27 protein-coding genes are annotated in these 24624 nt (G+C 63.0%); 6 read left to right on the top strand and 21 right to left on the bottom strand.

The genetic code is table 11. The annotated features are described in order from the left end of the window. The 5 genes from EN949_RS16610 to EN949_RS16590 form a co-directional block, all read right to left on the bottom strand. On the bottom strand, window positions 1-715 hold a 715-nt coding region (locus tag EN949_RS16610), incomplete at its 3' end, for an ATP-dependent helicase (RefSeq protein ID WP_164782505.1). A 97-nt stretch (window positions 716-812) separates the two neighbouring features. Continuing rightward, entirely contained in the window at window positions 813-986 is a 174-nt protein-coding gene (locus EN949_RS16605) for a hypothetical protein (protein ID WP_013532459.1), read from the bottom strand. 394 nt (window positions 987-1380) lie between these two features. After that, entirely contained in the window at window positions 1381-2547 is a 1167-nt protein-coding gene (locus EN949_RS16600) for a M20 aminoacylase family protein (protein WP_127371192.1), read from the bottom strand. Window positions 2548-2580: 33 nt separating this feature from the next. Continuing rightward, window positions 2581-3807 carry a Zn-dependent hydrolase gene (locus tag EN949_RS16595; protein ID WP_127366034.1) on the bottom strand — a complete coding sequence of 409 codons (1227 nt, stop codon included), beginning with the start codon at window positions 3805-3807 and terminating at the stop codon, window positions 2581-2583. Next, a complete protein-coding gene (locus tag EN949_RS16590) occupies window positions 3804-5012 on the bottom strand; it encodes a diaminopropionate ammonia-lyase (protein WP_127366035.1) in 1209 nt (402 codons plus the stop codon). Before EN949_RS16590 ends, EN949_RS16595 begins: the two co-directional genes overlap by 4 nt. 72 nt (window positions 5013-5084) lie before the next feature. Between EN949_RS16590 and EN949_RS16585 the strand changes: the two genes are divergently transcribed. Further along, window positions 5085-5594, top strand: a complete 510-nt coding sequence (locus EN949_RS16585; RefSeq protein WP_164754774.1) for an Lrp/AsnC family transcriptional regulator — start codon at window positions 5085-5087, stop codon at window positions 5592-5594. Between the two features lie 81 nt (window positions 5595-5675). Beyond that, window positions 5676-6818: an NAD(P)/FAD-dependent oxidoreductase gene (locus EN949_RS16580; RefSeq protein ID WP_127366037.1), complete on the top strand. Its 1143-nt coding sequence runs from the start codon at window positions 5676-5678 to the stop codon at window positions 6816-6818. Between the two features lie 26 nt (window positions 6819-6844). Here EN949_RS16580 and EN949_RS16575 read toward each other — a convergent pair whose 3' ends face one another. The 6 genes from EN949_RS16575 to EN949_RS35870 all read right to left on the bottom strand — a co-directional run bounded on the left by EN949_RS16575 (window position 6845) and on the right by EN949_RS35870 (window position 13672). Continuing rightward, complete coding sequence (locus EN949_RS16575; RefSeq protein ID WP_127366038.1) at window positions 6845-8953, bottom strand: molybdopterin oxidoreductase family protein; 2109 nt, start codon at window positions 8951-8953, stop codon at window positions 6845-6847. 82 nt (window positions 8954-9035) lie between these two features. Beyond that, complete coding sequence (locus EN949_RS16570) at window positions 9036-10913, bottom strand: ABC-F family ATP-binding cassette domain-containing protein (protein WP_027162727.1); 1878 nt, start codon at window positions 10911-10913, stop codon at window positions 9036-9038. 124 nt (window positions 10914-11037) lie between these two features. Continuing rightward, entirely contained in the window at window positions 11038-11487 is a 450-nt protein-coding gene (locus tag EN949_RS16565) for a MucR family transcriptional regulator (protein WP_013532467.1), read from the bottom strand. A gap of 162 nt (window positions 11488-11649) precedes the next feature. Next, window positions 11650-11853 carry a hypothetical protein gene (locus EN949_RS16560; protein ID WP_024504288.1) on the bottom strand — a complete coding sequence of 68 codons (204 nt, stop codon included), beginning with the start codon at window positions 11851-11853 and terminating at the stop codon, window positions 11650-11652. Next, the gene (locus EN949_RS16555; protein ID WP_127366039.1) at window positions 11846-12793 is read right to left on the bottom strand and encodes a DMT family transporter; all 948 of its coding nucleotides are present in this window, start codon (window positions 12791-12793) and stop codon (window positions 11846-11848) included. Before EN949_RS16555 ends, EN949_RS16560 begins: the two co-directional genes overlap by 8 nt. A gap of 45 nt (window positions 12794-12838) precedes the next feature. After that, window positions 12839-13672, bottom strand: a complete 834-nt coding sequence (locus EN949_RS35870; protein ID WP_024504290.1) for a hypothetical protein — start codon at window positions 13670-13672, stop codon at window positions 12839-12841. Between the two features lie 110 nt (window positions 13673-13782). Here EN949_RS35870 and EN949_RS16540 point away from each other — a divergent pair, with 110 nt between their 5' ends. Next, complete coding sequence (locus EN949_RS16540) at window positions 13783-14742, top strand: LysR substrate-binding domain-containing protein (RefSeq protein WP_024504291.1); 960 nt, start codon at window positions 13783-13785, stop codon at window positions 14740-14742. 96 nt (window positions 14743-14838) lie between these two features. Here the strand turns inward: EN949_RS16540 and EN949_RS16535 are convergent, their stop codons facing one another. Beyond that, on the bottom strand, window positions 14839-15351 hold the full coding sequence (locus EN949_RS16535; RefSeq protein ID WP_027162724.1) for a DinB family protein: 513 nt from the start codon (window positions 15349-15351) through the stop codon (window positions 14839-14841). A gap of 59 nt (window positions 15352-15410) precedes the next feature. On the opposite strand from EN949_RS16535, the gene EN949_RS16530 reads away from it, so the two are divergent. Next, window positions 15411-16103 (top strand): glutathione S-transferase family protein, encoded by a 693-nt coding sequence (locus tag EN949_RS16530; protein WP_127367016.1) that lies wholly within the window; start codon window positions 15411-15413, stop codon window positions 16101-16103. Between the two features lie 17 nt (window positions 16104-16120). Here EN949_RS16530 and EN949_RS16525 read toward each other — a convergent pair whose 3' ends face one another. Then, on the bottom strand, window positions 16121-16378 hold the full coding sequence (locus EN949_RS16525; protein WP_013532475.1) for a DUF2934 domain-containing protein: 258 nt from the start codon (window positions 16376-16378) through the stop codon (window positions 16121-16123). A 159-nt stretch (window positions 16379-16537) separates the two neighbouring features. Between EN949_RS16525 and ndk the strand changes: the two genes are divergently transcribed. Further along, window positions 16538-16960, top strand: coding sequence for a nucleoside-diphosphate kinase (ndk, locus tag EN949_RS16520; RefSeq protein ID WP_013532476.1), 423 nt, complete (start codon window positions 16538-16540; stop codon window positions 16958-16960). Between the two features lie 68 nt (window positions 16961-17028). Here the strand turns inward: ndk and EN949_RS16515 are convergent, their stop codons facing one another. The 6 genes from EN949_RS16515 to EN949_RS16490 all read right to left on the bottom strand — a co-directional run bounded on the left by EN949_RS16515 (window position 17029) and on the right by EN949_RS16490 (window position 22174). Further along, window positions 17029-17793, bottom strand: a complete 765-nt coding sequence (locus tag EN949_RS16515; RefSeq protein ID WP_013532477.1) for a YbaY family lipoprotein — start codon at window positions 17791-17793, stop codon at window positions 17029-17031. 125 nt (window positions 17794-17918) lie between these two features. Beyond that, window positions 17919-18395: a molybdenum cofactor biosynthesis protein MoaE gene (locus EN949_RS16510; protein ID WP_063171808.1), complete on the bottom strand. Its 477-nt coding sequence runs from the start codon at window positions 18393-18395 to the stop codon at window positions 17919-17921. Window position 18396: 1 nt separating this feature from the next. Continuing rightward, window positions 18397-18654: a molybdopterin converting factor subunit 1 gene (gene moaD / locus EN949_RS16505; RefSeq protein WP_013532479.1), complete on the bottom strand. Its 258-nt coding sequence runs from the start codon at window positions 18652-18654 to the stop codon at window positions 18397-18399. A 1-nt stretch (window position 18655) separates the two neighbouring features. Continuing rightward, on the bottom strand, window positions 18656-19252 hold the full coding sequence (gene pgsA / locus EN949_RS16500; RefSeq protein WP_013532480.1) for a CDP-diacylglycerol--glycerol-3-phosphate 3-phosphatidyltransferase: 597 nt from the start codon (window positions 19250-19252) through the stop codon (window positions 18656-18658). A gap of 97 nt (window positions 19253-19349) precedes the next feature. After that, window positions 19350-21413 (bottom strand): excinuclease ABC subunit UvrC, encoded by a 2064-nt coding sequence (gene uvrC / locus EN949_RS16495; RefSeq protein WP_127371065.1) that lies wholly within the window; start codon window positions 21411-21413, stop codon window positions 19350-19352. Next, window positions 21410-22174: an SDR family oxidoreductase gene (locus EN949_RS16490; protein WP_013532482.1), complete on the bottom strand. Its 765-nt coding sequence runs from the start codon at window positions 22172-22174 to the stop codon at window positions 21410-21412. Before EN949_RS16490 ends, uvrC begins: the two co-directional genes overlap by 4 nt. Before the next feature lie 413 nt (window positions 22175-22587). Here EN949_RS16490 and EN949_RS16485 point away from each other — a divergent pair, with 413 nt between their 5' ends. Then, on the top strand, window positions 22588-23250 hold the full coding sequence (locus EN949_RS16485) for an outer membrane protein (RefSeq protein WP_013532483.1): 663 nt from the start codon (window positions 22588-22590) through the stop codon (window positions 23248-23250). Window positions 23251-23346: 96 nt separating this feature from the next. On the opposite strand, the gene EN949_RS16480 is transcribed toward EN949_RS16485, so the two are convergent. Next, window positions 23347-23943: a glutathione S-transferase family protein gene (locus EN949_RS16480; protein WP_013532484.1), complete on the bottom strand. Its 597-nt coding sequence runs from the start codon at window positions 23941-23943 to the stop codon at window positions 23347-23349. 405 nt (window positions 23944-24348) lie between these two features. Next, window positions 24349-24624: hypothetical protein (locus tag EN949_RS16475; protein WP_206534953.1), on the bottom strand; the 276-nt coding region annotated here is incomplete at its 5' end.

Genomic DNA, 24624 nt, shown 5'->3' with positions numbered 1-24624 from the left:
CTGCTATCTCGGGCTCCGCCGCCATCTGCGCCCAGTAGAGCAGCAAATCGTCGTAATCGAGCACGTTTTGCGCCTGCTTGGCCTCGACATAACCGGCGAACAATTCTTTCAGCTGCTCCGCCCAGCCGGCGCACCAGGGAAAGGCGGAACCCAAAACCTCATTGAGCGGCGCCTGCGCGTTGACGGCGCGCGAATAGATGGCAAGGCAAGTGCCCTTGGTGGGGAAGCGCGCTTCCGTCTTCGAGAAGCCGAGCTCGTGGCGGACCAGATTCATCAGGTCGGCGGAATCCTCGCGATCATGGATGGTGAAGGCCGGGTCGAGACCGATCTCCAGCGCATAGTCGCGCAACAGCCGCGCGCCGATGCCGTGAAAGGTGCCGGCCCAGGTCAGCGCATCGGTGATGACGGCTGCATCGCGGCCGAGCACCTCGCCGGCAATACGCTCGACGCGCCTGGCCATTTCGGATGCGGCGCGGCGCGAAAACGTCATCAGCAGGATGCGGCGCGGGTCGGCGCCCTTGACGATCAGATGAGCGACGCGATGCGCCAGCGTGTTGGTCTTGCCAGATCCGGCGCCGGCAATGACCAGCAACGGGCCGGCAATCTGACCGGCGCCGTGCTCGACGGCCTGGCGCTGGGCATCGTTCAGCCGCGCGAGATAGGCAGGCTGGACGGTCGGTTCCCGAAAGGTCGAATCAGCGGTGGCGAGGTTCATCGCCCATCAAGCATCGTTTCTGCTTTGTTCGCAACATCGATGCGGGCACACCTAACCCATGCAGGACTGGGGCCGGTCTGAAGAGAAGGGATCGCGGCTAGCGTTGCGGATCGACACCCATGTCGGCCGACTGCCGTCGCAAGGTCTCGCGATCAGGTTGCGACGGCGGCAACAGCAGCGGGTCGACCGTATCGGGCACGTTTTCGACCATCTTCCTGGCGATGCGATAAGTGACATAGGCGAAGGCGCCGGCGACGAGCAGACGGAACATGGTGCAGCACTCCTTTGGAGCAGAACCAACCGGGGAAACCGCCTTTGGTTCCCTTGCCAATCGTCCACGCGCGCAGTCGAAGATGGAGGGCGGTTTCGCCAGCGCTCCCGATGCATTCTCGAGGCAACCGGAGGCGGAACTTGGCCTTTGCGAGCTTCGCGTGCTGCCGCAACCCGCCGTGGCGTCCCGGACGAACTTTTGGAGAAGAAGGCCGGCGCCGCTTGGGAGGAGTGAAGCGCCGGCCAAGCGGATAATTGGGTCCGCCGCACAGGTAAGGCTAGCTGAGTCTTTCCCTTGCGTCATCGGAACATTGTTTTTGTTAACAGCGTATCTGCCCGCGACTCTACCCATATCCGGCTCGCGATACGCATGTTTGACAATCGTGACGCCGCGATCATCTCCCGGCCGCGAGCCTTTGCCTGACCAGCGCGACATGGAAATTCGTGCCGAACAACAGCCCCTCATCGTCGAAGTCGTAGCTGGAATTGTGCAGCGGCGCCGAACCCTCGCCATTGCCGAGGAAGGCGAAGCAGCCCGGCACATGGTCGAGAAAGCGGGCGAAATCCTCGGAGGCGGTCATCGGCTCGCGGGCGACGGCGATGTTGCCGGGTTCGAAGACGCCTCTGGCGGCGGCGAATGCGGCATCGACCAGTTCGGCATCGTTGCGCAGCGGCACGAACTCCCTGCTGTACTTGACCTCGGCGGTGACATTATAGGCGGCGGCGATGCCCTCGGCGATAATGCGCATCTGCCGCTCGATCTCGGCGCTGACCTCGGGACGGAAGCTGCGCGCATCGCCGAGGATGCGGGCAAGACCGGGCAAAGCGTTGCGGGTGCCGTCGGTGATCAGCTCGGTCACCGAAACCACGGATATGTCGGCCGGACTCAGCCGGCGCGAGACGATGGTCTGCAGATTGGTGACCAGCGCGCAGGCCGCGACCAGCGTCTCGTTGCCCGCATGCGGCCGCGCGGCATGGCCGCCGAGCCCCTTGAGCACGATCTCGAAGTTGTCCTCGGCCGACATTATGGGTCCGGCACGGGTCTCGAAATGCCCGATCGGCAGGCCGGGCATATTGTGCAGGCCAAAGATCTCGTCAAAGGGAAAGCGCTGCATCAGCCCATCTTCGAGCATGGCGAGTGCGCCCCTGCCCCATTCCTCGGCCGGCTGGAAGACAAAGCGCACGGTGCCGTCGAAACCGCCCTCACCGGCCAGCAGCTTTGCCGCGCCGAGCAGCATGGTGGTGTGGCCGTCATGGCCGCAGGCATGCATGATGCCGGGATTGCCGGACCGGTAAGATGCGTCCGATTGTTCTGATATGCGCAGCGCATCCATGTCGGCCCTCAGCGCAATCGCCCGGTTGCCGCTACCGCGCTTCAGCGTGCCGACGACACCGGTGCCGCCGACGCCTTCGGTGACATCGTCCAACCCAAATTCACGCAGTTTGGCGGCGACGAAGGCGGCGGTGCGCTTCTCCTCGAAGCCGAATTCCGGGTGTGCATGCAGATCGCGCCGCCAGAAAATCATCTCCTGCTTCAGCGCGTCGCGATCGAGTTCAGACATTCTTCTGCCCCTTCTGCTTCTGCCCCTTCTGACCTACTTTGCCAGTTGCGCGGCCACATCAAGCAGGATGTTGGCGCCGGCAACAAGCTCTGCGTCATCGGTGTGTTCGCGAGGACTGTGACTGATGCCGCCAACGCTCGGCACGAAGATCATCGCCGCAGGCGCGATACACGCCAGCATCTGCGCGTCGTGGCCGGCGCCTGATGTCATGCGCCTGACCCCGAGGCCACGGCGTTTCGCGGCGGCCTCGATTTGTTCGACGATGCGCAGGTCGAAGATCACCGGTTCGAAGCGGGCCAGTTGCTCGACCGAAACCGTCACGTTCTCAGCGGCGGCAAGCTGCTCGAGATGGGCGGCAAGCGCCGCTTCCGCCGCCTGCAGGCGCTGTTCGTCGGGATCGCGCAGATCGACGGTGAAGACCGCGCGCGAAGGGATGACATTGATGGCATTCGGCTCGAAGCGGATCGTGCCGACGGTGGCGACGGTCGGCGCGTTCGAGGCTTTGGTCCGGTCGAGCAGGAAGGTGATGACCCGGGCGGCGGCGTGGCCGGCATCGTTGCGCATCGACATCGGCGTGGTGCCGGCATGGTTGGCGACGCCGTCGATGGTGATGCGCTGCCAGGAGATGCCTTGCAGATTCTCCACCGCGCCGACCGGCAAGCCTTCGCGCTCCAGCACCGGCCCTTGCTCAATATGCAGTTCGAGATAGGCGTGCGGCGTGAGGAAGCCGGGCTCCCGGTCGCCGGCATAGCCGATGCGGGCAAGCTCCTGACCGAGCACGCTGCCGTCGGTGCCGACGGCCGCCAGCACCGTTTCGGCATCGATGCCGCCGGCGTGGACCAGCGAGCCCATCATGTCGGGTGTGTAGCGTACGCCCTCCTCATTGGTGAAAGCGGCGACCGCGACCGGGCGCGACGGCGAAAAGCCTGTCGCCTTGAGCGTCTCGATCACTTCCAGCCCGGCAAGCACCCCGTAGCAGCCGTCATAAATGCCGGCATCGATGACGGTATCGATGTGCGAGCCGATGAGCAGCGGCGCTTGCCCGGTAATTTCCGGGTTTTGCCAGATGCCGAAAATGTTGCCGACCCGGTCGATGGCGACATCGAGCCCGGCCTGCCGAAGCCAGCCGACGAAGAGGTCGCGGCCCTGCCTGTCGGTGTCTGAGGCGGCCAGCCGGGTCAGCCTGCCCTCGCCATCCCGGCCAACAGCGCCGAGTTCGCGGATGCGGCCGAGCAGGCGCTGCGCATCGATGGCGATCATGCCGTTGCCTCGACTGTCATCTTGCCTTCCAGCACATCGGCCGGGTTCATGCCAACCAGTTCGGCGTAGCGATGCGGGTCGGTGGCGCCTTCGGTGTTGATCACCAGCACCCGCGATTTGCCGTCAAGTCCAAGATCGGCCCGGTTGTCGGCCACCGCCCGGATCAGCCCGGCAAGGCCGACACCACCGCTTTCGCCGGCGACGATCACCGGGTCACCGCCGGCCGGCCAGGCCAGCCGCCGCATCACCGCGATGGCCTCGTCCTCATCCACCGTCATGAAGGCGTCGGCGGCGCGCGCCAGCACCCGCCAGGCGACCGGCGAGGCTTCGTAACATTCAAGCATGGCCATCACCGTCGGCTGGCCGTGCGCGACCTTGACCGGGCGCCCGACCTGGGCGGCTGCGAGAACACAAGCGGCACGCGCCGGCTCGACCACGATGAAGGTCGGCCTGGCGTCACCGAGCACGATGGCCAGATGACCGGCCAGCGCGGCGGCAATGCCGCCGACACCGGCCTGCACGAAGACGTGGGTCGGCGTCCGAGGGAGTTGGCGCAAGGCTTCGCGTACGATCGCGGTATAGCCCTGCATGACCAGGCCGGGAATGCGCTCATAGCCCGGCCACGAGGTGTCGGAGACTACGGTCCAGTCCTTGTCGGCCGAAACCTGGGCAGCTTGCCTGACCGAATCGTCATAATTGCCGTGGACGCGGATCATCTCGGCGCCATAGCGGGCGATCGCCGCGATGCGCTCCTCGCTGACCCCGGCGTGGACGAAGACCGCCGCCCGCGCGCCGACGAGTTGCACGCCTTGCGCGACGGAGCGGCCATGATTGCCGTCGGTCGCACAGGCAAATGTCATCGCCGCGGCGACCGCCCGCACGTCAGCCTGATCGAGATCGGCCATGTCGACGGGCCGGCCAAGGCGACTGCCGGCCTCCTCCAGCACCAGGCGGAAGACGGCATAGGCGCCGCCAAGCGCCTTGAAGCTGCCGAGGCCGAGGCGAAAGCCTTCATCCTTGATATGGATGGCGCCCAGTCCGAATTCGCTGGCGAGCGCCGGCAGTGCATGCAGCGGCGTCATCCGGTGATTGTCGCGGTGGCTGAGAAAACGCTCGACTGTGTCGGCTCCGGCCACGCCAAGGGTTTCGGCATCGATCGGATCGAGCGGCCGGCGGTGCGATGCGTTGCGGTTGAGCAGGAACATTGGCCGGTCCCGTTGGTCAGCGAGAACATATTGCAGGAGCGACGCAAAGAGCGCTGTAATATGGTCTCTTAAATGCAAGTTTGTTTCGTCCGGGATATTCCATTGCCTGCATTGCCGTCCTCGCTCGATAGTTTCGATCTCGCCATCCTTGCCATCCTGCAGCGCGACAACACGACGCCGCAGCGGTTGATCGGCGAGGCGGTGAACCTGTCGGCGCCGGCGGTGCAGCGCCGCATCAAGCGCATGGAGCAGACCGGCGTCATTGCCGGCAATGTCGCTGTCGTCGAGCCGGCAGCGGTCGGCCACCCCATCACCATCTTCGTCGAGGTGGAACTCGAGAGCGAACGCGCCGAACTGATCGACGCGGCCAAGCGGCAGTTCTCGGCGACCCCCGAGGTCCAGCAATGCTATTACGTCACCGGCGAGGCCGACTTCATCCTGGTCATCACAGTGGCCGACATGGGCGCCTATGAGGCGCTGACGCGAAAACTGTTCTTCGACAGCAACAATGTCCGAAAATTCCGCACGTTCGTTGCCATGGACCGGGTCAAGGTAGGGTTGACGGTGCCTTTGCCTGTCTAAATATTTGTCGCGCGGCAGGCCTTTACTTTCCCACCATGTTTTTGACATTCTCGGGCTGTGAATTCTGCCGCGGAGGCGCGCTTGGACGACACCACCCCAGTTGCGATCATCGGTGCCGGGCCGGCGGGCCTGGCCATTGCCGCGTGCCTGCGGCAGAGCGGGCCGGATTTCGTCCTGCTGGAAAAGGAGCAGCAGGCCGCACCCGCCTGGCGACGCCACTATGAGCGCGTCCATTTGCACACGGCCAAGCGCTTTTCCTCGCTGCCCTTCGCGCCCTTCCCCAGGGACTATCCGCGTTATGTGCCGCGCGATCTCTTCGTCGACTATCTCGATGCCTATGCGCAACGTTTCGATCTGCGGCCGCGATTTGGAGAAACAGTGCGGGCGATCACCCGGCGGGGCAGAAGCTGGCTCGTGGATACGACGACCGGCCCCTTGCATGCTTCAAACGTTGTGATTGCATCTGGCAACAACGCAGAGCCGCTGATGCCCGGATTTGCCGGCGCCGATACCTTCAAGGGCCGAAAGCTGCATAGCGCCGACTATCGCAACGCAATGCCTTTCGCCGGTCAGCCGGTGCTGATCGTCGGCATGGGCAATACCGGCGCCGAGATTGCGCTCGATCTGGTGGAAGGCGGTGCGCGGCCGACGATTTCGGTGCGCGGCGGCGTTCATATCGTACCGCGCGAACTGCTTGGCGTGCCCATCCAGATGATCGGCATGGCGGCGCGCCTGATGCCGCAGCGCATCAACGATGCCTTGTTCCCCATCATCCTCGATCTGGCGTTGGGCAGGCTGGAGAAGTACGGGCTCAAGCGGCCCAAGCAAGGAATGCTGCAGCAGATCAGCGAGGCGTCCCGCATTCCGACGATCGATATCGGCACGGTGAGCAAGATCCGCGAAGGTGCGATCAAGATCGTACCCGACATTGCCGAGATCACCGAACAGGGCGCCCGTTTTGCCGACGGCAGGCATGGCGAGTTCGATGCGATCATCTTCGCCACCGGCTTCCGGCCCGGCTACGCCAAATTGCTGGAGCCCGGCGTTCAGCCAGAGCGCAGCGGCGTCAATGCGAGGGCTTCAGAGCTTGGCCTCTATCTCATCGGCTTTCACAGTCCGGTCACCGGATTGCTGCGCGAAATCTCGATCGAGGCCGAGCAGATCGCCGACGACATCAGTCTTAGGCGAAACCGAAAGAAGGTGGCCGAAGCCCTGCCGGTATAATTTGACGCGAGAGCAACTGAGTTCTCTCACCTTGCCGCGCGCAGCCAGACCTTGTTGTCGTGGAAGGCAGCACCCCCATAGGGTGCAGGCGCGTCGGCGCCGGTCAAAACGTTGATGCCCTCGCCGCGCTCATGGGCGCTGTTTGGCCAGATGCCTTCGGCGATCACCACGCCACGCTTGATGCCGTCGAACAGTTTTGCATGCAGCACGACTTCGCCGCGCTGGTTGCCGACCTCGACACGGTCGCCATCGGCCAGCCCAAGTGCCGCGGCATCGTCGGGATGTAGAAGCAGTTCCGGGCGGCCCTCCCTGGCTTTCGACACCGGTGTTTCCGAGAATGTCGAATTGAGGAAGTTGCGCGCCGGCGACGTCGTCAGCCGGAACGGGTGGGCTTCGTCGGCGACCTCGATCAGGTCGACATGGTCGGGGAATTCCGGCAGCCGCGCCACCGGGCCGAACAGGCCCATGCTTTTGGGCGGCCGGTTGGGCGCCGCCTGCCCGGTCCAGTCGGCGCGGAAGCGGAATTTTCCATCCGCGTGGCCAAATCCGTTGATGAAGTGTGCTGCCTCGAAATCCGGCTGCAGGTCGACCCATTTGTCTTGCTTCAAGCTTTCGAAACTGCCCAGCCCGCGCTTGCCCAGGATGATGTCGATATGCTGCTGCTCGGTCAGGCCGAAACCCGGACGGTCGGCGACACCGAGGCGATCAGCCAATTGCTCGATGACGAAATGGTTGGTGCGCGGTCCCTCCGGCGGCTCGATCAGCTTGGGGCCAAGCGTGATGTGCTGGTTGCCGCCGCCCTTGTAGACATCGTCGTGCTCGAGGAACATCGTGGCCGGCAATACGATGTCGGCAAGCTTGGCCGTGTCGGTCATGAACTGCTCGTGCACGCAAGTGAACAGGTCGTCGCGCAGGAAGCCTTGCGTCACCAGCCGCTGCTCCGGCGCGACATTCACCGGATTGGTGTTCTGGATCAGCATCGCCGTCACCGGCGGGCCACCATAGAGCGCATCGCTGGCACCGGTCAGCACCGGGCCGATGCGCGAATGGTCGAGATAGCGGATCGAGGGATCGCGCATCTTGGTGCCTTCGAGCACATCCTGGTTGAGCTTGAAGATGCCGGAATTGGAATGGAAGGCGCCGCCGCCCTCATATTGCCAGCTGCCTGTGACAGCCGCGATGCACGAGGCGGCATGCATGTTGACGGCGCCATTGCGCTGGCGTGCAAAACCATAGCCGAGGCGGAAATAGGTCTTCTTGGTCGTGCCGACGAGGCGGGCGAAGGCCTCGATCTCGGCAACCGTCAGGCCCGTGATCCCGGCCGCCCACGCCGGCGTGTGCGTCTCGAGATGCGCTTCCAGCCCTCTCGGGTCGTCGGTGTATTTCGAGAGATAGGCGCGGTCGGCCATGCCCTCCTTGAACAGCACATGCATGACCGCGCAGGCCAGCGCGCCGTCGGTGCCCGGCTTCAGCACCAGGCCGAGATCGGCCTGCTTCATCGTCGCGTTTTCGTAGACGTCGATGACGACGATCTTGGCGCCGCGCTCCTTGCGCGCCTTGATGGCGTGGGTCATGACGTTGACTTGGGTCACCACCGCATTGGTGCCCCAGATCACCACGCAATCGGATTTCGCCATCTCGCGCGGGTCCGGCCCGCGCAAGGCGCCGGCCCCCATCATCCAGCCCGTCCAGGCGAGATTGGTGCAGATTGACCCGAAGAAGCCGGAATACTTTTTCGCGTGGCGCAGCCGGTCGATGCCGTCGCGCTGCACCAGCCCCATCGTGCCGGCATAGTAGTAGGGCCAGATCGTCTCCGAGCCGTACCTCTCCTCGGCCGCAATGAACTTTTCGGCGACGAGGTCGAGCGCGGCCTCCCAACTCGCTTCCTTCCAGGCGCCGTCGCCCTTAGCGCCGGCGCGGATCAGCGGCTTCAGCAAACGGTCGGGATGGTGGACGCGGTCGGCATAACGCGCAACCTTGGCGCAGACGACGCCGGCGGTGTAGCTGTTGGACTTGGCGCCATGGACGCGGCCGATCCGATTGCCGTCGAGCAGTTCGACCTCGAGCGCACAGGTCGACGGGCAATCATGCGGACAGGCGGAATGGCCGATTCTGAGCTTGGCGTGCTGGTTCATGCGGCAAGACTAGCGGGTTTCAAAGGGCGCGTGTAGGGCCAGATGATTAGCCAATCTCCCCACTTGTGGGGAGATTGCGTAATCACTCCGCCGTGCCTTCCTCATACTCTGCCGACATGGACAGCCACTTTTCCTCGTGGCCGGCCAGCGTCTGGGCCAGTTGCGAGCGCTCCTTGGCCAGCCGGGTCGCCGTCGAGGGATCCTTTTCGTACACCGCCGGATTGGACAGTTCGTCCTCGATGCCGTCGATGCGCTTGCGGATGCGGTCCATCAGCGCTTCGGTGGCGCGGATTTCCTTGGCCAGCGGCTCGAAGGCGGCGCGGCGTGCCGCCGCATCGCGACGGCGGTCGGCCTTTGATGCCTTGTCGGCCTCGCGCTTGCCGCGGCGGTCGCCGGACACGCCGGTGACCAGCGTCTTGTAGTCTTCCAGATCGCCGTCATAGGGGTTGACCGCGCCGTCCTTGACCAGCCACAGCCGGTCGGCGGTTGCCTCGAGCAGATGGCGATCATGCGAGATCAGGATGACGGCGCCAGGGAATTCGTTCAACGCATGGATCAGCGATTCGCGGCTGTCGATGTCGAGATGGTTGGTCGGTTCGTCGAGGATGAACAGGTTCGGCCCCTCGAAGGCCGACAGGCCCATCAACAGTCGTGCCTTCTCGCCGCCCGACAGATCCTTGGCGGCGGTGTTCATCTTCTCGGTGGTGAGGCCGAACTGGGCGACGCGGCCGCGTACCTTCGATTCCGGCGCCTCCGGCATCAACCGGCGGACATGCTCGTAGGCGTTTTCGTCCGGCCGCAGATCGTCGAGCTGATGCTGAGCGAAGATCGCCACCTTCAGCCCGGGCGCCACCGTCATGGTGCCGCTCTCCTGCTTCAACCGGCCGGACAGCAATTTGGCGAAGGTCGACTTGCCGTTGCCGTTGGCGCCGAGCAGCGCGATGCGGTCGTCGGCGTCGATGCGCAGCGTCATCTTCTTAAGGATCGGCTGCCCCTCGGTGTAGCCGACATTGACGTTGTTCAGCGCCACGATCGGCGAGGCCACCGTCTTCACCGGCTCGGGGAAGGAGAACGGCCGCACCGAATCGTTCACAAGGGCCGCGATCGGCTTCATTTTTTCCAGTGCCTTGATGCGCGACTGTGCCTGTCTCGCCTTGGAGGCCTTGGCGCGGAACCGTTCGACGAAGGATTCCATGTGCTTGCGCGCGGCTTCCTGCTTGACGCGGCCCTTCTCCTGCAATTCCTTCTGCTCGGTGTATTGACGCTCGAACTGGTCGTAGCCGCCGCGCCAGAAGGTCAGCTTCTTCTGGTCGAGGTGAACGATCGAGTTGACGGCGCGGTTGAGCAGGTCGCGGTCGTGCGAGATCAAAAGCACGGTGTGCGGATATTTCGACACGTAGTTTTCCAACCACAGCGTGCCTTCAAGATCGAGATAGTTGGTCGGCTCGTCGAGCAGCAGCAGATCGGGCTCGGCAAACAGCACCGCGGCGAGCGCCACGCGCATGCGCCAGCCGCCGGAAAAGGAGGAGGCCGGACGCCGTTGCGCAGCGTCATCGAAGCCGAGGCCGGCGAGAATGGTGGCGGCGCGGGATTCGGCTGAGTGCGCGTCAATATCGGCCAGCCGCATATGGATGTCGGCGATGCGGTGCGGATCGGTCGCCGTCTTTTCCTCTTCGAGCAACGCCGTGCGTTCGAGATCGGCCTTGAGCACGATCTCGATCAGCGCATCCTCGGTGCCTGGCGCTTCCTGCGCCACCTGGCCGATGCGGGTGCTCTTCGGCAGGCTGATCGAGCCTGTCTCGGACGGGAAATCGCCGGTAATGGCCTTGAACAGCGTCGTCTTGCCGGTACCGTTGCGGCCGACAAGGCCGGCTTTGGTGCCGGCCGGCAAGGTCAGCGAGGCATGGTCGAGAAGCAGGCGTCCGGCCATGCGGAGCGATAGGTCGTTGATGATCAGCATGGCCGCGCTTTTGCACCGGACATCAACGCTTCGCAAGGCCTTGCGGGCCAGTTGGCCGCACAAGGCCTCGAAACGACGCCCGCGAGGGCGCCGTCAAAGCAGCCGAACAGTGGCTTGCCTGCTCTCAGGCAGTCGCCTTGCGCTTCGTTGCCTTGGCGACAGCGGCCGGCGCTGCTGCCGGCTTGCGGCCCAGTCCCGTCGACTTTGCCAGCGCCGATCGCGTCGCCGAGTAGTTCGGCGCAACCATCGGATAGTCCGGCGGCAAGCCCCATTTGGCCCGATAGTCGTCCGGGCTCAGGCCGTAGTCGGTCCGCAGATGCCGCTTGAGCGACTTGAACTTCTTTCCGTCCTCAAGGCAGATGATGTAGTCGGGAAACACCGACTTCTTCGGATTGACTGCCGGAACCAGGTTTGGAGTTTCCGCGACAACTGCACCAGCGAGCTTGCGAACCGAAGCACTGACGCTGGCAATCAACTCAGGCAGGCCGGAAGCCGGAAGGGGATTGTTGCCTACATAGGCCGAGACAATATCGGCCGTCAGCTCGATAACGGTCTTATCATCGATATTTGACAATTCTTTCACCTTATTTGCGACAAAATCCTCCACCCCAGCGAAGACTTGTGTCGATGTATCTCTTTAACCGCGTCCCCCAACGGACCGCCAAGCCTCATAAAAGAATGAAGAATCGGCCAAAATAGCATTCATGCGAAATCGACGCCGTGCAAATTAGAAAATCTAATACTTGGAACCAGCAGACTTAGCGGCAGGACTTTCGTCCAATATCTCCAGAATACGCTTCCAGCGGGCGCAGCGCGCGAAATCCTTTTGTTCTATCGCCTTTTCGGCCCTCATCGCGGCGTAAAGCGGCGCCTCGGCGCCGAATTCGTCGATCAGCCAATGCGCTTCCTGAATGGCCAGACGCTCATTCTCGTCAAACATGGTTTTCGGCCTCCGAACGTTCCACACCGACCGCGACACAACTGCCGATGACGAGGATGGCTCCGATAATGGCCGTCACCGTCAGCCGTTCGCCGGACAAGGTCAAAAGCAGGGTCGAGGCGATCGGCGTGAGATAGGCGACCACCGCGACCCTGCCGCTGCCTTCAAGCTTCAAGGCGCGCGACCAGAAATAGTAGCCCAAGCCCATCGGACCGGCGCCGAGATAAAGGCCGAGAGCCAGGTCCGCGCCGATGGGCCAGGTGAAACCGTCGCGAGCGCACCACAGAAACGTCAAAGCGACGCCGATCAACGATGAGGGCAGCAACAGGCGATCGGCTGGGGTGGCGACCCGTCCCACCATGATCGAATAGAAGGCCATGCACAGCGCCGACCCGAATGCGGCGAGATATCCGACCAGATCGCCGTCGAACCAGGATTGGTTGCGCCCTCCCGAAATCACCAGCGCGACGCCGATGAAGCCTACCACCGCGGCGAGACCCAACAGTGCCGGACGCCGCGGATTTTCCAAGGCAATGACTGCCGCCGCGACCATCAACGGCCAGGTGTAGGCGACCAGATTGGCCTCGATCACCGGCATCGAAGCGAAGGCGATGTATTGCAGCACCATGGTGCCGACCAGACCGATGAAGCCGACCGCGAGAGAGATGAACGCCGCCCCGGCCGTGACCGGTGCTACTCTTTCCCGGCTCATCAATCGGATGGCCCGGCTCATCAATCGGATGGCGGCGAAGACGAGTGCAGCGCCTGCAAATTGCAGGAACTGGACCTGCGACACCGGGTGGCCGGCCAGCAGGGATTTGCCGATCAGGGCATTGGTGGACCACAACGCCACCGCACCGGCAGCGAAGACCAACGCGGATATCGAGCCGGATCCCTGCCGAAACAATCGGCATGGGATTCTATTTTGCTGTTCGACCATGATCCTGTCCGAAAACCGGTTCCGACTTTTCGGGATCATGGTTCACTACCATGATTCCCTGGCTCCGCCCGGAACCGGAGCATCGACGGCGGCGGGCACGGGATGCTCCGCCTCGAACCGACGGTAGGCCGGGAGCTGGTTGGTCCAGACATCTTCGGCCAGTTCGCTGACCCACTCACGGTCGTGGTCATTGTCGGCGGCGAGATAGAACATTCTGTTGTCGTCGACATAGGGTTTGGCCACCGAGCGCTGGTTGAGCACCAGCGTGACGCGCTCGCCGAACCGGATCGGCGCGGTGCGATGCAGGACGCCCAGGAACTGGCCGAGCGTCGCGTAGTTCATCTTGTGATCGATGCGCATGACACTGTTGCGCGGGATCTCGCGGCCGGATTCGAGAATGGCGCGGCCGGTTTCGGAGTCGTCGCAATAGATTTCGAGGTGGCCGCCGACCAGCGGATTGCTGATCGACAGCGGAATGAGCTCGGTGACCGGAACGCCATCGCAATGCCACTCCACGGCGCCGTCCCTGGGATTCATGAAGGTGACCGTCGAGCCGACGATCGACAGCGGATAGGGCTCCAGCTTGGTGCCCATCATGTCGGACAGCCGCTCCAGGCGCAGCTTGTCATGCAGCAATTCCCTGATCTCGGGGATGAAACGGTCGGCCCCGGTGATGAAGGTCAGATCGAGGTGCTTGTGCACGGCATGGCTGGCCTTGAGCTTCAGGGCAGCCTCCTCGATCGCGGCAAGCAGTGCCGGGTCATAGCCGTGCAGATATTGCGCGACACCGAAACTCGACACTTTCCAGGCGGTTTCATGGCCGATAATGGCTTCGCGGCTCATCGCATAACGCAGTTCGGGAATGGTATGGGCGTTCATTGTACTTCTCCAGGATGGGGGCAACACTTGGTAAACAGTCGATTAATTCACCCACCCCTGTAAAATTAGGAATGCTGGTGCTAGTGTAAGCCAAGCTTAAGGTCGAAACCGTGCGTCTGCTCAGTCAGGTCAACCTCAATTCGCTGAAAATCGTGGAAAGTGCTGCAAGGCACGGTAATTTCACGCGCGCCGGTGAAGAACAGTTTATTACCGCTTCAGCGGTCAGCCAGCGCGTGAAAAGCCTGGAGGATCAGCTTCGTTTCAAGATTTTCCAGCGCGGCGGCAATGCGGTGTCGTTGACGCCGGAGGGCGAGACCTATGTCTCGCGCGTTCGTGAGGCGCTGGAGCGAATCGTCGCCGCCAGCATGGAAGCGACCGGGCAATCGCAGGAGCATGTGCTAAAAATATCGGTGCTGCCGACCTTCGCGGCACGCTGGCTGTTTCCGCGCCTGCCGCTGTTCCAGCAGCAATATCCCGATATCGTGATGCGGGTCTCAACCTCCTACGCGACGCATGAGCTCACGGCCTCGGAATTCGATCTCGAAATCCGTTATGGCGACGGTCACTTTCACGGGCTGCAGTCCGATCTGCTGTTTCGCGAAGACCTGACACCGGTGTGCAGCCGCAAGCTGTTCCACGAAGTCCTCGGCGACAAGCGGCTGTCGAAGGTGACACCGGACGACCTCAAGCACTTCACCCTGCTGCATTCCGACACCTGCACCCAGAATTGGCAGTCCTGGCTTGGTTTCGCCGGCGCCAGCTTCGTGCTCAGCGAGACCAAGAGCATCTATTTCGACTCGTGCATGATGTCCTACGAGGCAGCCAATTCCGGGATGGGCTTTGCGGTGGCCAACCGTGCCTATATGGCCAGCGACATTCGCGCCGAAAGGCTGGTGGCTCCCTTCGCCGTCCATCATCCGAACACGGCTGGCTGGTATTTTGTCTCTCCGCTGAAAGGCCTTGCCGCACGCAAGGTCCAGTTGTTCAAGCAGTGGGTCATGGCGGAAGCGGCCCTGACCCAGTCCCAGTTGGACAACGAAATCAGGGGCGAGGCTTCGACGGCTGCCTGAATCCATCCGGTGCCTACTGATGCAAAGATGATGCTGCAGCACAAAATGCAGCGATGGTCGGCACAACCTTCGGACTGGCTACGCCAACGCCACCGATCAGGCGAAAGCCCTGCCCTCCTCGGTCCGCTGGAAAAGCATCAGGTCCAACCCCAGGCTTGGCCGTCCCAGGCTGGTCAGGATCGTATGCGCCTGGCCGCGATGGTGGGTCTGGTGGTTGAAGACATGGTCCAGCGCCGGCGCCAGCCTTTGCGAGACGGTGCGCATGTCCGAGACGGTCATGTAGGTGAACCGGCCCGTCAACGCCTTGTCATTGAGGCCGCCGACCCAATCGATGATCCGCCTGTCCTCGGCTTCACGCGCCGCCCGCAGGCCGGTCAACCCCCGATGCAGGATAGCGTCCAGTGTCGTCGGCGCGTCGCCCTCCCCGGTGAAGCGCTTCATCCAGATGCGGTCGGCAGTCAAAAGGTGGTTGAGCGTGCCCATCATCGAGCCGAAGAAGGCGCCGACATCGCGGTTGAATTCCTCATCATCGAGTTCGGCGGCGGCATCATAGATGCGACCGTTGGCCCATTGATTATAGGCCGCAAACATCATGAAATGCTGTCTCATGGCTTCCCTCGGCTCGCGTCGATGCGGGGCCTACCTAACCCGCACGGGAGCCGCCGCCAATGACCATTCTGCTTTATGATCTCGTCGGACGCGACAGCACACGTCCGTTCAGCCCGCATTGCTGGAAGGTGGCGATGGCGCTTGCCCACAAGGGGCTCGACATATCAACCGTACCGACGCGCTTTCTCGAGGTGCCCGCTGTCGAGGGCGGCGTTTCGAAAACCGTTCCGGTGATCCGCGACGGCGAGACAGTCCTCGCGGATTCCTTCGCCATCGCGCTCTATCTCGATGAAGCCTATCCGGACCGGCCGACGCTGTTTGGCGGTGAAGGCGGCGAGGCGATGGCGCGCTTCATCGAACGCTGGTCGCAAGTGACCATTCATCCCTACGTGACCACCGCGGCCATCATGGACCTTCATGCCATGCAGGACGCGGAAAACGCCGTCTATTTCCGCCAGAGCCGGGAGCAGCGTCTTGGCAAGAGGCTGGAGGAGGTGAAGGCCGCCAGGGAGGCCGGGCTCGGCACTTTCAGAGCCTCGCTGGAGCCATTGCGCTCGATGCTTTTCTATCAGCCGTTCATCGGCGGCGCGGCGCCGCTGTTTGGCGACTATATCGTCTTCGGCGCCTTGCAATGGGCGCGCATAGCCTCGCCCTACCAATTGCTCGACGACGGCGACGTGGTGGCGCAGTGGTTCGCCCGCTGCCTCGACCTGCATGGCGGGCTGGGACGAAAGGTCGCCGCCGCGGCTTGACGCCGTAAAGCAGTAACTTACTTGGCCGCCTTCTTTGGCTTGCCGGCCTTCGTGGCAGCCTTTGCCTCCTTGGGGGCGGCTTTTGGCTTGGCGGCGCCAGCTGCCTTCTTGGTTGGCTTTTTGGCTGCCGACTTGTCCGTGGCGTCCTCCTGGTCGACATCCGCCGCCGCCTGATGCCAATGGCGCTCATGATGTCCAGCCGGCTGGCCCTCTTGCAGCCAGATCTGGTGCGCACGGTTGCGAATGCGTTCCTGACGATCGTCTGTCATGGTCATGTTGTCTCCATACGGCCCGACCTCAGCGCGGCGCCGGCACGCGACTATAGCAAGCAAAGCGTTGCTGTGCAGCCGTCTGATCGGGGGCCCTTGGCAATGGGCCGGGCGGCTTGTATAGAGCCCGCCACTCTCAATTCCATTCTCAGACAAGGACGACCCATGGCGCTCGAACGCACATTTTCCATGATCAAGCCGGACGCAACCCGGCGCAATCTCACCGGCGCCATCACCAGGATGCTGGAAGAGGCAGGCCTGCGCGTCATCGCCTCGCGCCGGGTCTGGATGAGCCGCCGCGAAGCGGAAGGCTTCTATGCCGTCCACAAGGACCGTCCTTTCTTCGGCGAATTGGTTGAATTCATGTCGTCGGCACCGACCGTCGTCCAGGTGCTGGAAGGCGAGAACGCCATTGCCAGGAACCGCGAAGTGATGGGCGCCACGAACCCGGCCAACGCCGCCGAAGGCACCATCCGCAAGGTTCATGCGCTGTCGATCGGCGAAAACTCCGTGCACGGCTCCGACGCACCGGAGACCGCGGCAGAAGAGATCAAGTACTGGTTCTCGGACACCGAGATCGTCGGCTGAGCCGACGATCCAGACCTTGGATTCCGTAAAAAGAAGGCCGGCGTTTCGCCGGCCTTTTTCGTTGGGGGTCAGCTCGCCGCGCTAAAGCGCAGGATCTCGCGGCCATCCTTGCCTGATATGATGAGCTTGCCGGCCTCGACACGGTATGACGCCGCCTTGGCCAGCGCATCGAACAGCGCCTTTTCCTCGGCCATCACCTCTGGCGCACAGGCCTTGTAGGTCGAACCGATGTCTCCGATCACGATCGTTTGCCCATTGACCTTGGCGGTGGCGAAATAGGTGTTGCAGGGGCCGCTGCCGCCCGCCTTGCCGGCCTCGCTGACCCTGAATGTCGCTTGCGGGGCAGCGATGACGCCGATGCCGTCGACATAGTCGACCAGCCAGAGCTGGTCGAAGACCGAAACCGTCGGCTCGGCGTTCGGGGCGACCATCTTCAGCATGATGGTCTGCGGCACGTCGGTCAGCGGATCGACCTGATGGCGCATATCGGAGATGAACAGGAGCTTGTCGTCGACGGTGATGCGGGCTTGCAACGCGTAAGTCATCTGCGACCGGATGACGGAAGGGTCGAATTTGATCTCGAAGCTGATCGGCACCTGGCCGGTCGGCTTTACTTTCTGCTCGCCGATAATGGTGGCCGGCGCATCGGCCAGCGACACATCGGCAAGTTGCACGGAGAGCACGGCACTGGGCGGCAAGGCAATGCGCTCGCGATAGATCACTTCGCCTCTCACTGCCTTTTCGGCGGCAACAGACTGCTCAGGAACGGCCAATATGCCGACGACCAGAGGCACGAAACCGAAGATGAAGAACTCCGCGATCCTGTCCAGCATGACTATCTCCCTCACCCCGGGCTGCCAATGCCCTGGGCTGCCAATGCCCCGGGCTGCCAATGCCCAGGCTGACCAATTCCGCCAATTGGCCAAAGGATTGCGGTCAATGCATGGCTGCGGCGATCTTATTCGGACGCTTTCCAGCGTTGCGCGGCCGTTGCATCGGCTTCCTTGGCCTCGACCCAGCCACCCTCCGAACCGTCAGCCCGATGCTCCTTCTTCCAGAAGGGCGCGCGCGATTTGAGATAGTCCATGAGAAAATTCGCCGCCTCGAACGCCGCATGGCGGTGCGCGGAGGCTGCCACCACCAGCACGATGTTCTCGCCGGGCGCGATCTTCCCGTGGCGGTGGATGGCGGTGAGCCCCTGCAACGGCCAACGCTCGACCGCTTCAGCAGCGATGCGGGCGATTTCTGCTTCGGCCATACCGGGATAGTGTTCGAGCTCGAGCGCTGAGAGCGCGCCCTGCTCGTCGCGGCAAAGGCCTGAGAAGCTCACCACGGCGCCGATATCGGCGCGGCCTAGCGTCAGTCTGGCGATCTCGGCCGCGACGTCAAAATCTTGGCGCTGAATGCGCACGACAGGTAAGACCGCGCCGGTCATGTCAGCCCCCGGTCATCGGCGGGAACAGCGCGATTTCGCGGGCGCCCGCGATCTTCTCGCGGTGCTCGACATGCTCCTGGTTGATGGCGACGCGGATCACGTCGGGATATTGCAGCGCGTGCTCGTAGCCCTCGCCGCGCGATTTCAGCCAGCGCAGGAGATCGGCGACCGTCTCGATGCCAGCCGGCAAGTCGACGTCTTCCTCGGGCATGCCGATGCGCTCGCGCACCCAGGCAAAATAGATGAGCCGGGTCGTCATCTCACTCGTCCATGATGTGCTTGAGGCCGGCGCGGAAATAGTCGTAGCCGGTGTAGAGCGTGACCAACGCCGCGATCCACAGCAGCACCAGCCCGGTCTGGGTGGTCAGCGGAAAGATCTTGTCGCCGGCCGGTCCGGCCAAGAGGAACGCTATGGCGACCATCTGGATGGCGGTCTTCCATTTTGCCAGCTGCGTCACCGGCACCGAGACTTTCAGCGCCGCCAGATATTCGCGCAGGCCCGAGACGAGGATTTCGCGGCACAGGATGATGATCGCCGCCCACAACGACCAGCCGGCAATGCCCGCATGGCGATCGGTGTCCGCAGCCAGCAGCAGCAGGCAGGTGGCGACCAGCAGCTTGTCAGCGATCGGGTCGAGCATCTTGCCGATGTTGGAGGTTTGTTGCCAGGCGCGCGCCAGATAGCCATCCAGATAATCGGTGATCGAGGCGAGCAGGAAGATGATCAGCGCCGACCAGCGGGCAAAGTCGCTCGACTTCAGATGTCCTTCGAGAAAAAAGCACAGCACCACCATCGGCACCGCGACGATGCGGGCGTAGGTGAGCATGTTGGGCAGGTTGAACGCGCGCTTGGCCATATCCGGGAAACTCTTTCTGCCTGCCTACTCAAATCAGAAGCGAATGTGGGGGGTCAACAGGCCAGATTCGACAGGCCAGATGAAAGTGCCAGATTTTTCAACTCTCGTGGAAGTGATTGTAGACCAGTTTCGCCACCTGCTCGGAAATCCCGTCGACTTTCCGCAGATCCTCGATGGCCGCGCGGCTGACCGCCTTGGCGGTGCCGAATGCCAGCAGCAATGCCCGCTTGCGGCCGGGACCGATGCCGCTGATCTCATCCAGTGGGCTCTTGACCATTTCCTTCTTGCGGCGAGCCCGATGCGAGCCGATCGCGAAACGGTGAACCTCATCGCGCAGCCGCTGGACGAAATAGAGCACGGGGTCGCGGACCGGTAGCGAAAACGAGTCCCTGCCTTTGACGAAGAACCGCTCGCGGCCGGCATCGCGGTCCTGGCCCTTGGCGATGCCGATGGCAACCACGCGATCCTCGATGCCGAGATCGGCGAGGATCTTGCGCACCGCGGTCATCTGGCCCTGGCCACCGTCGATCAGGATGACATCGGGCCAGGCCGGGAAGCTGCCGGAGATATCGTCCTCCATATCGTCTGCCGAACCGCCGGCTGCATCCCCAGCCGGGACATCGCCATGCTCCTTGAGCAACCGCGAAAACCGCCGTTCCATCACCTCGCGCATCATGCCGAAATCGTCGCCAAGCGTGATCTCGGTCGAGCGGATGTTGAATTTCCGGTACTGGTTCTTCACGAACCCCTCCGGTCCGGCAACGACCATGGCGCCGACGGCATTGGTGCCCATGATGTGCGAATTGTCGTAGACCTCGATGCGCACTGGCGGCTTGGTTAGGCCGAATGTCTCGGCGAAACCGGCAAGCAGGCGTCCCTGGGTGGAGGTTTCAGCCAGCCGGCGTCCGAGCGCTTCGCGGGCATTCTGCAAAGCGTTGTCGGTCAGGTCCTTCTTCTCGCCGCGCTGCGGCACGGAGATTGCGACCTTGCGGCCGGCGCGGGTGGAGAGCGCCTCGGCCAGCAATTCCTGATCCTCGACGCCATGCGACAGAAGAATGTTCCGCGGCGTCGGCTTGTCGTCATAGAACTGTGCCAGGAACGAGCCCAGCACCTCGGCTGCTTCCAACGCCGGATCGGCCTTGGGGAAATAGGCGCGGTTGCCCCAGTTCTGGCCGGTGCGGAAGAAGAACACCTGGATGCAGACCTGGCCGCCTTCCTGATGGATGGCGAAGACATCGGCTTCGTCGACGGTCGCCGGGTTGATGCCCTGGTGGCTCTGCACATGCGACAGGGCCGCCAACCGGTCGCGATAGATCGCGGCGCGCTCGAAATCGAGAGCTTCCGACGCCTGCTGCATGGCGGCCGAGATTTCCGTCTTCACCTTCTGGCTGCGGCCGGACAAGAAGTCCTTCGCCTCATTGACCAGCTCGGCATAGTCCTGGTGCGAGACCTCGCCGGTGCAGGGACCGGCGCAGCGCTTGATCTGATAAAGCAGGCATGGCCGCGTGCGGTTCTCGTAGAACGAGTTGGTGCAACTGCGCAGCAGAAAGGCGCGCTGCAGCGAGTTGATGGTGCGGCCAACGGCACCGGCCGAAGCAAAGGGACCGAAATAATCGCCTTTGCGCGAGCGCGCGCCGCGATGCTTGTAGATGCCCGGCGAGACATGGTCGCCGGTCAAGAGGATATAGGGAAACGACTTGTCGTCGCGCATCAGGACGTTGAATCGCGGCCGCAAGCGCTTGATAAGATTGGCTTCGAGCAGCAGCGCTTCGATCTCGGTGCGGGTGACGACGAACTCCATCGTCGACGTTTCGCGCACCATGCGGCCGATGCGGGTGGTGTGGAAGCGGCCTTGCGCGTAGTTGGTGACGCGCTTCTTCAGGCTGCGTGCCTTGCCGACATAGAGCACATCGCCGGCAGCGTTCATCATGCGGTAGACGCCGGGCGCGTTGGGCAGCCGCTTGACCAGCGTCTGGATCACCTCGGCGCCGATCATGCCTTCCGCGTCGCCGGCATGCGGCGTCCAGTCGATGGCGGTGAAGGCGACATCGGGACCGACGGTTTCAACGATTTCCTCGACCGCCTCGTCCTCGAGGTCGATATCGGGGGGCAGATCGTCGGTGCCGCCGCGCGGCTTGCTTTTGTGGTCTACAGGACTCATTCCGTCATGCCTGTCACATCGGGCGTCTGCCACGCAAGATGCTGGCCGCCATCAAGCGCGATCATCTGGCCGGTGACCGAGCGCGCTTCCCAGAGATAGCGGATAGTGGCGCCGAATTCCGGCAATTCCGGGCCGCGCTTGAGGATCAAGCCATCGACTTGGGCTGCAAAATCGCTGTCGTCCTGACGCGCGTTCTTCAATGTCGGCCCCGGGCCGATGGCATTGACGCGGACGCGGGGACCGAGCGCTTGCGCCATCATCTGGGTGGCTGTCCACAGCGTCGATTTGGACAGTGCATAGGAGAAGTAGCGCGGCGTCGGCCGCCAGACGCGCTGGTCTATCATGTTGACGATCAGGCCCTCCTGCCCTGCCGGTAGTGCCCGGGCGAAATTCTGCGCCAGGAGCGCGGGCGCTTTCACATGGACGGCAAAGTGCCGGTCCCAGGCCCGCCAGTCGAAATCCAGAACCGAATCGTCCTCGAACAGCGACGCGTTGTTGACCAGCAGCGAGAGCGGCCCTAGCGCTGCTTGCGCCTCGCCGATAAGGTCATCGATGGCGTCCATATCGGTCAGGTCGGCGGCGACCACCGCGGCGCGGCCACCTCCGGCGATGATTTCGGCAGCCAACGCATCGGCCTCGCTGCGCGAGCGGTTGCAATGGATGGCGACGGCAAAACCGTGCGCGGCGAGATCCTCGACGATCGCCCTGCCGATCCGCCTGGCCCCGCCCGTCACCAGCGCCGTGACAGTGGCTTTGCTCATATGGTGTCAATCCTCAATTTCGGCCCGAAAAAGCAGTGCCGGCGAAATATGGCCCGGCATGCGTTAAATGGTGTTCGCACCTTGGGCAGCATTGTGGCGAAACGGCCGTTTGGGCATCTTGGCCCGCCCTGGACTCAGGCGTGCCCGACCGCAATATAGGGTGCTGGAGTCCTTGCACCAAGCGGTGTGCAGCGCAGCACCGGATGGTTCCTGCCATTTCGCTGTTGCGAAGATGCAACGTCAAGGTTCTGCCTCATTTGCGCCGGGGAATGACCCAAGTTCAGGTTCGCTTCAGCCGCATTTTGACACGACATTTGGAACCGACGAACGCCAGATCCGTTTCACCCCCCGGACGGGTCGATGGCGATCGTGAGAAACAAGCCTGTGTCCTGTGGCTTAAGGAGTAAAGAACAATGCAAGCCAATCTCAAATTCGCACGGCCGCTGGCCGTTGCGCTCGGGCTCTTCGCCCTCAGCGGAACTGCCTATGCTGCTGACGTGGTTTCGGAAGAGCCGCCGGCACCTGCGCCGATCGCTGAACTTCCCGTCGCTTCGTGGGCCGGCCCCTACGCCGGTCTCAACGTCGGCTATGGCTTCAGCGGCCATACCAAGGAAAAGGATCTGGGTGTTGACAATGTTGACGTCGGCACCAAGGGCTTCGTCGGCAGCGTCTTCGGCGGCTATCAGTGGCAGCAAGAGAACTTCGTCTACGGCGCTGAAGCCGAACTCGGCTACAACGGCGTCAAGGGCGACGATTCTGGCGTCAATTCCAAGGCCGGCTTCGAGGGTTCGTTGCGAGCCCGTCTCGGCTATGCCGTGACCCCCGAAATCCTGCTCTATGGCACCGGCGGTCTCGCCGGAAGAAGCCTGAAGGTCGAAGACGACGTATACGGTTCGGACCGCGCTACGTTGCTCGGCTGGACCGCCGGTCTCGGCACCGACATCAAGCTGACCGACAATGTCTTCGGTCGTGTCGAGTATCGTTACACCGACTTCGGCAGCAAGAGCTTCGATGGCATCGGCAAGGTCAAGGCCACCGACAACCGCGTCACCTTCGGCGTCGGTATGAAGTTCTAAGTCGTTCAAGCCACGACACGAAAAAGCCGGGCCTCGCGCCCGGCTTTTTTTTATGCTCGCGTGATTTCCGGGTAAATCTATTCGGGTAATGGGCGCTCAACCGGGAATGCAGGGCTTCAGTTCTGGAAACTTCTCGTCGAAGCGTGCCGCCCACCGCGTCAGCCGGGCGCGACCCTTCTCCCATTTCCCGGCAAAGCGCAGCGCGAGATAGCCAAGGCAGGCGCGCAGCGCCATCTGGCCGGCGGTGATCTTTTTCGGCAGCTTCGGCGGGTTGGCGTTGAGCAGGTCGAGTGCCGCCGTGATCTTCGCCCACTGGCGATCGAGCCAGGGCTGATAGACCATCTCCTCAGGCCGCGTGCGCCGTTCATAGACCATCGACAGCGCACAGTCGCAAATGCCGTCGGCCAATGCCTCCAGCACTTCCGCCTCGAGCCGCTTGTCGGGATTGCGTGGAAAAAGCGCGCTCTTCGACAAACGGTTGAGATGCTGGGTGATGGCGCGACTGTCATGGATGGAGCGACCGTCGTCGAGCACCAGAACCGGAATCTTGCCGAGCGGGTTGGCGATCATCAAGTCGGCCGGCTTCTCCTCGGTCTTGATCGGCACCAGATCGACAGCGATGCCGGCATAGGCTGCCGCCATTCGTACCTTGGAACTGTAGGGAGAAGACGACGCATAGAGCAGTCTGGGCATGATCCGTTTCCTGTTTTGCAGGCCGGCAGTGTTGACCGATCGGGCGCGATCGGGCAATGGCCAGAAGCGGAAAACCCAGCCGCCAGCGAGCGACGCAGCGGCCAGGGCCGTTTAGCGAGCGCTCCATGAAGACGGTGCTTCATCACCATGGTTGCCGGGATCGCGCGAAGCCGCCAGCCGACTGGCAAGACCGACGAGCCTCGCGCCGATGTTTCATCAGCCGCATGAATGACACGAAAAAAGCCCCACCGGACTCCGCCCTATGGCGAAGTCCTGGGAGCTGCGAAAAGATATCCTCCGTCCGCCTCTGTTCTCGCCTTCCGACTGCCTAAACAACGAGCGGGGCGCCCTGTGAGGCACCCGCCCTTGACTGTTTCGGCACCGCCCCCGGCGAGGGAAGCGCGACTACTTCTTGCCGGCCTTCGCGGGCGCTGCCTTCGGCTTGGCCGCAGGTGCCGCTTTCTTCACCGGCGCTGAAGATTTCGCTGCCGCAGCCTTCTTTGCCGGAGCAGCCTTGGCAGCCGGCTTCTTGGCTGGTGCAGCCTTGGCAGCCGGTTTCTTGGCAGGTGCTGCTGCCTTCTTCGCTGCGGGTTTCGCCGCAGCTTTCGCTGCAGGCTTCTTGGCCGGTGCCGCCTTGGCAGCCGGCTTTGCCGCTGCCTTGGCGGGTGCCGCCCTCTTCAC

The organism is Mesorhizobium sp. M7A.F.Ca.US.007.01.2.1, assembly GCF_003998165.1.
Lineage (GTDB): Bacteria > Pseudomonadota > Alphaproteobacteria > Rhizobiales > Rhizobiaceae > Mesorhizobium > Mesorhizobium ciceri.
This window is presented reverse-complemented; position numbering and strand designations above follow the sequence as displayed.

Bases quoted from the DNA above. Each gene is read 5' to 3' on its own strand.
- EN949_RS16605 (WP_013532459.1), bottom strand. From the start codon at position 986: ATGTTCCGTCTGCTCGTCGCCGGCGCCTTCGCCTATGTCACTTATCGC.
- EN949_RS16600 (WP_127371192.1), bottom strand. From the start codon at position 2,547: ATGTCTGAACTCGATCGCGACGCGCTGAAGCAGGAGATGATTTTCTGG.
- EN949_RS16595 (WP_127366034.1), bottom strand. From the start codon at position 3,807: ATGATCGCCATCGATGCGCAGCGCCTGCTCGGCCGCATCCGCGAACTC.
- EN949_RS16590 (WP_127366035.1), bottom strand. From the start codon at position 5,012: ATGTTCCTGCTCAACCGCAACGCATCGCACCGCCGGCCGCTCGATCCG.
- EN949_RS16585 (WP_164754774.1), top strand. From the start codon at position 5,085: ATGCAAGTTTGTTTCGTCCGGGATATTCCATTGCCTGCATTGCCGTCC.
- EN949_RS16575 (WP_127366038.1), bottom strand. From the start codon at position 8,953: ATGAACCAGCACGCCAAGCTCAGAATCGGCCATTCCGCCTGTCCGCAT.
- EN949_RS16570 (WP_027162727.1), bottom strand. From the start codon at position 10,913: ATGCTGATCATCAACGACCTATCGCTCCGCATGGCCGGACGCCTGCTT.
- EN949_RS16560 (WP_024504288.1), bottom strand. From the start codon at position 11,853: ATGTTTGACGAGAATGAGCGTCTGGCCATTCAGGAAGCGCATTGGCTG.
- EN949_RS16555 (WP_127366039.1), bottom strand. From the start codon at position 12,793: ATGGTCGAACAGCAAAATAGAATCCCATGCCGATTGTTTCGGCAGGGA.
- EN949_RS35870 (WP_024504290.1), bottom strand. From the start codon at position 13,672: ATGAACGCCCATACCATTCCCGAACTGCGTTATGCGATGAGCCGCGAA.
- EN949_RS16535 (WP_027162724.1), bottom strand. From the start codon at position 15,351: ATGAGACAGCATTTCATGATGTTTGCGGCCTATAATCAATGGGCCAAC.
- EN949_RS16530 (WP_127367016.1), top strand. From the start codon at position 15,411: ATGACCATTCTGCTTTATGATCTCGTCGGACGCGACAGCACACGTCCG.
- EN949_RS16525 (WP_013532475.1), bottom strand. From the start codon at position 16,378: ATGACCATGACAGACGATCGTCAGGAACGCATTCGCAACCGTGCGCAC.
- ndk (WP_013532476.1), top strand. From the start codon at position 16,538: ATGGCGCTCGAACGCACATTTTCCATGATCAAGCCGGACGCAACCCGG.
- EN949_RS16515 (WP_013532477.1), bottom strand. From the start codon at position 17,793: ATGCTGGACAGGATCGCGGAGTTCTTCATCTTCGGTTTCGTGCCTCTG.
- EN949_RS16510 (WP_063171808.1), bottom strand. From the start codon at position 18,395: ATGACCGGCGCGGTCTTACCTGTCGTGCGCATTCAGCGCCAAGATTTT.
- moaD (WP_013532479.1), bottom strand. From the start codon at position 18,654: ATGACGACCCGGCTCATCTATTTTGCCTGGGTGCGCGAGCGCATCGGC.
- pgsA (WP_013532480.1), bottom strand. From the start codon at position 19,252: ATGGCCAAGCGCGCGTTCAACCTGCCCAACATGCTCACCTACGCCCGC.
- uvrC (WP_127371065.1), bottom strand. From the start codon at position 21,413: ATGAGTCCTGTAGACCACAAAAGCAAGCCGCGCGGCGGCACCGACGAT.
- EN949_RS16490 (WP_013532482.1), bottom strand. From the start codon at position 22,174: ATGAGCAAAGCCACTGTCACGGCGCTGGTGACGGGCGGGGCCAGGCGG.
- EN949_RS16485 (WP_013532483.1), top strand. From the start codon at position 22,588: ATGCAAGCCAATCTCAAATTCGCACGGCCGCTGGCCGTTGCGCTCGGG.
- EN949_RS16480 (WP_013532484.1), bottom strand. From the start codon at position 23,943: ATGCCCAGACTGCTCTATGCGTCGTCTTCTCCCTACAGTTCCAAGGTA.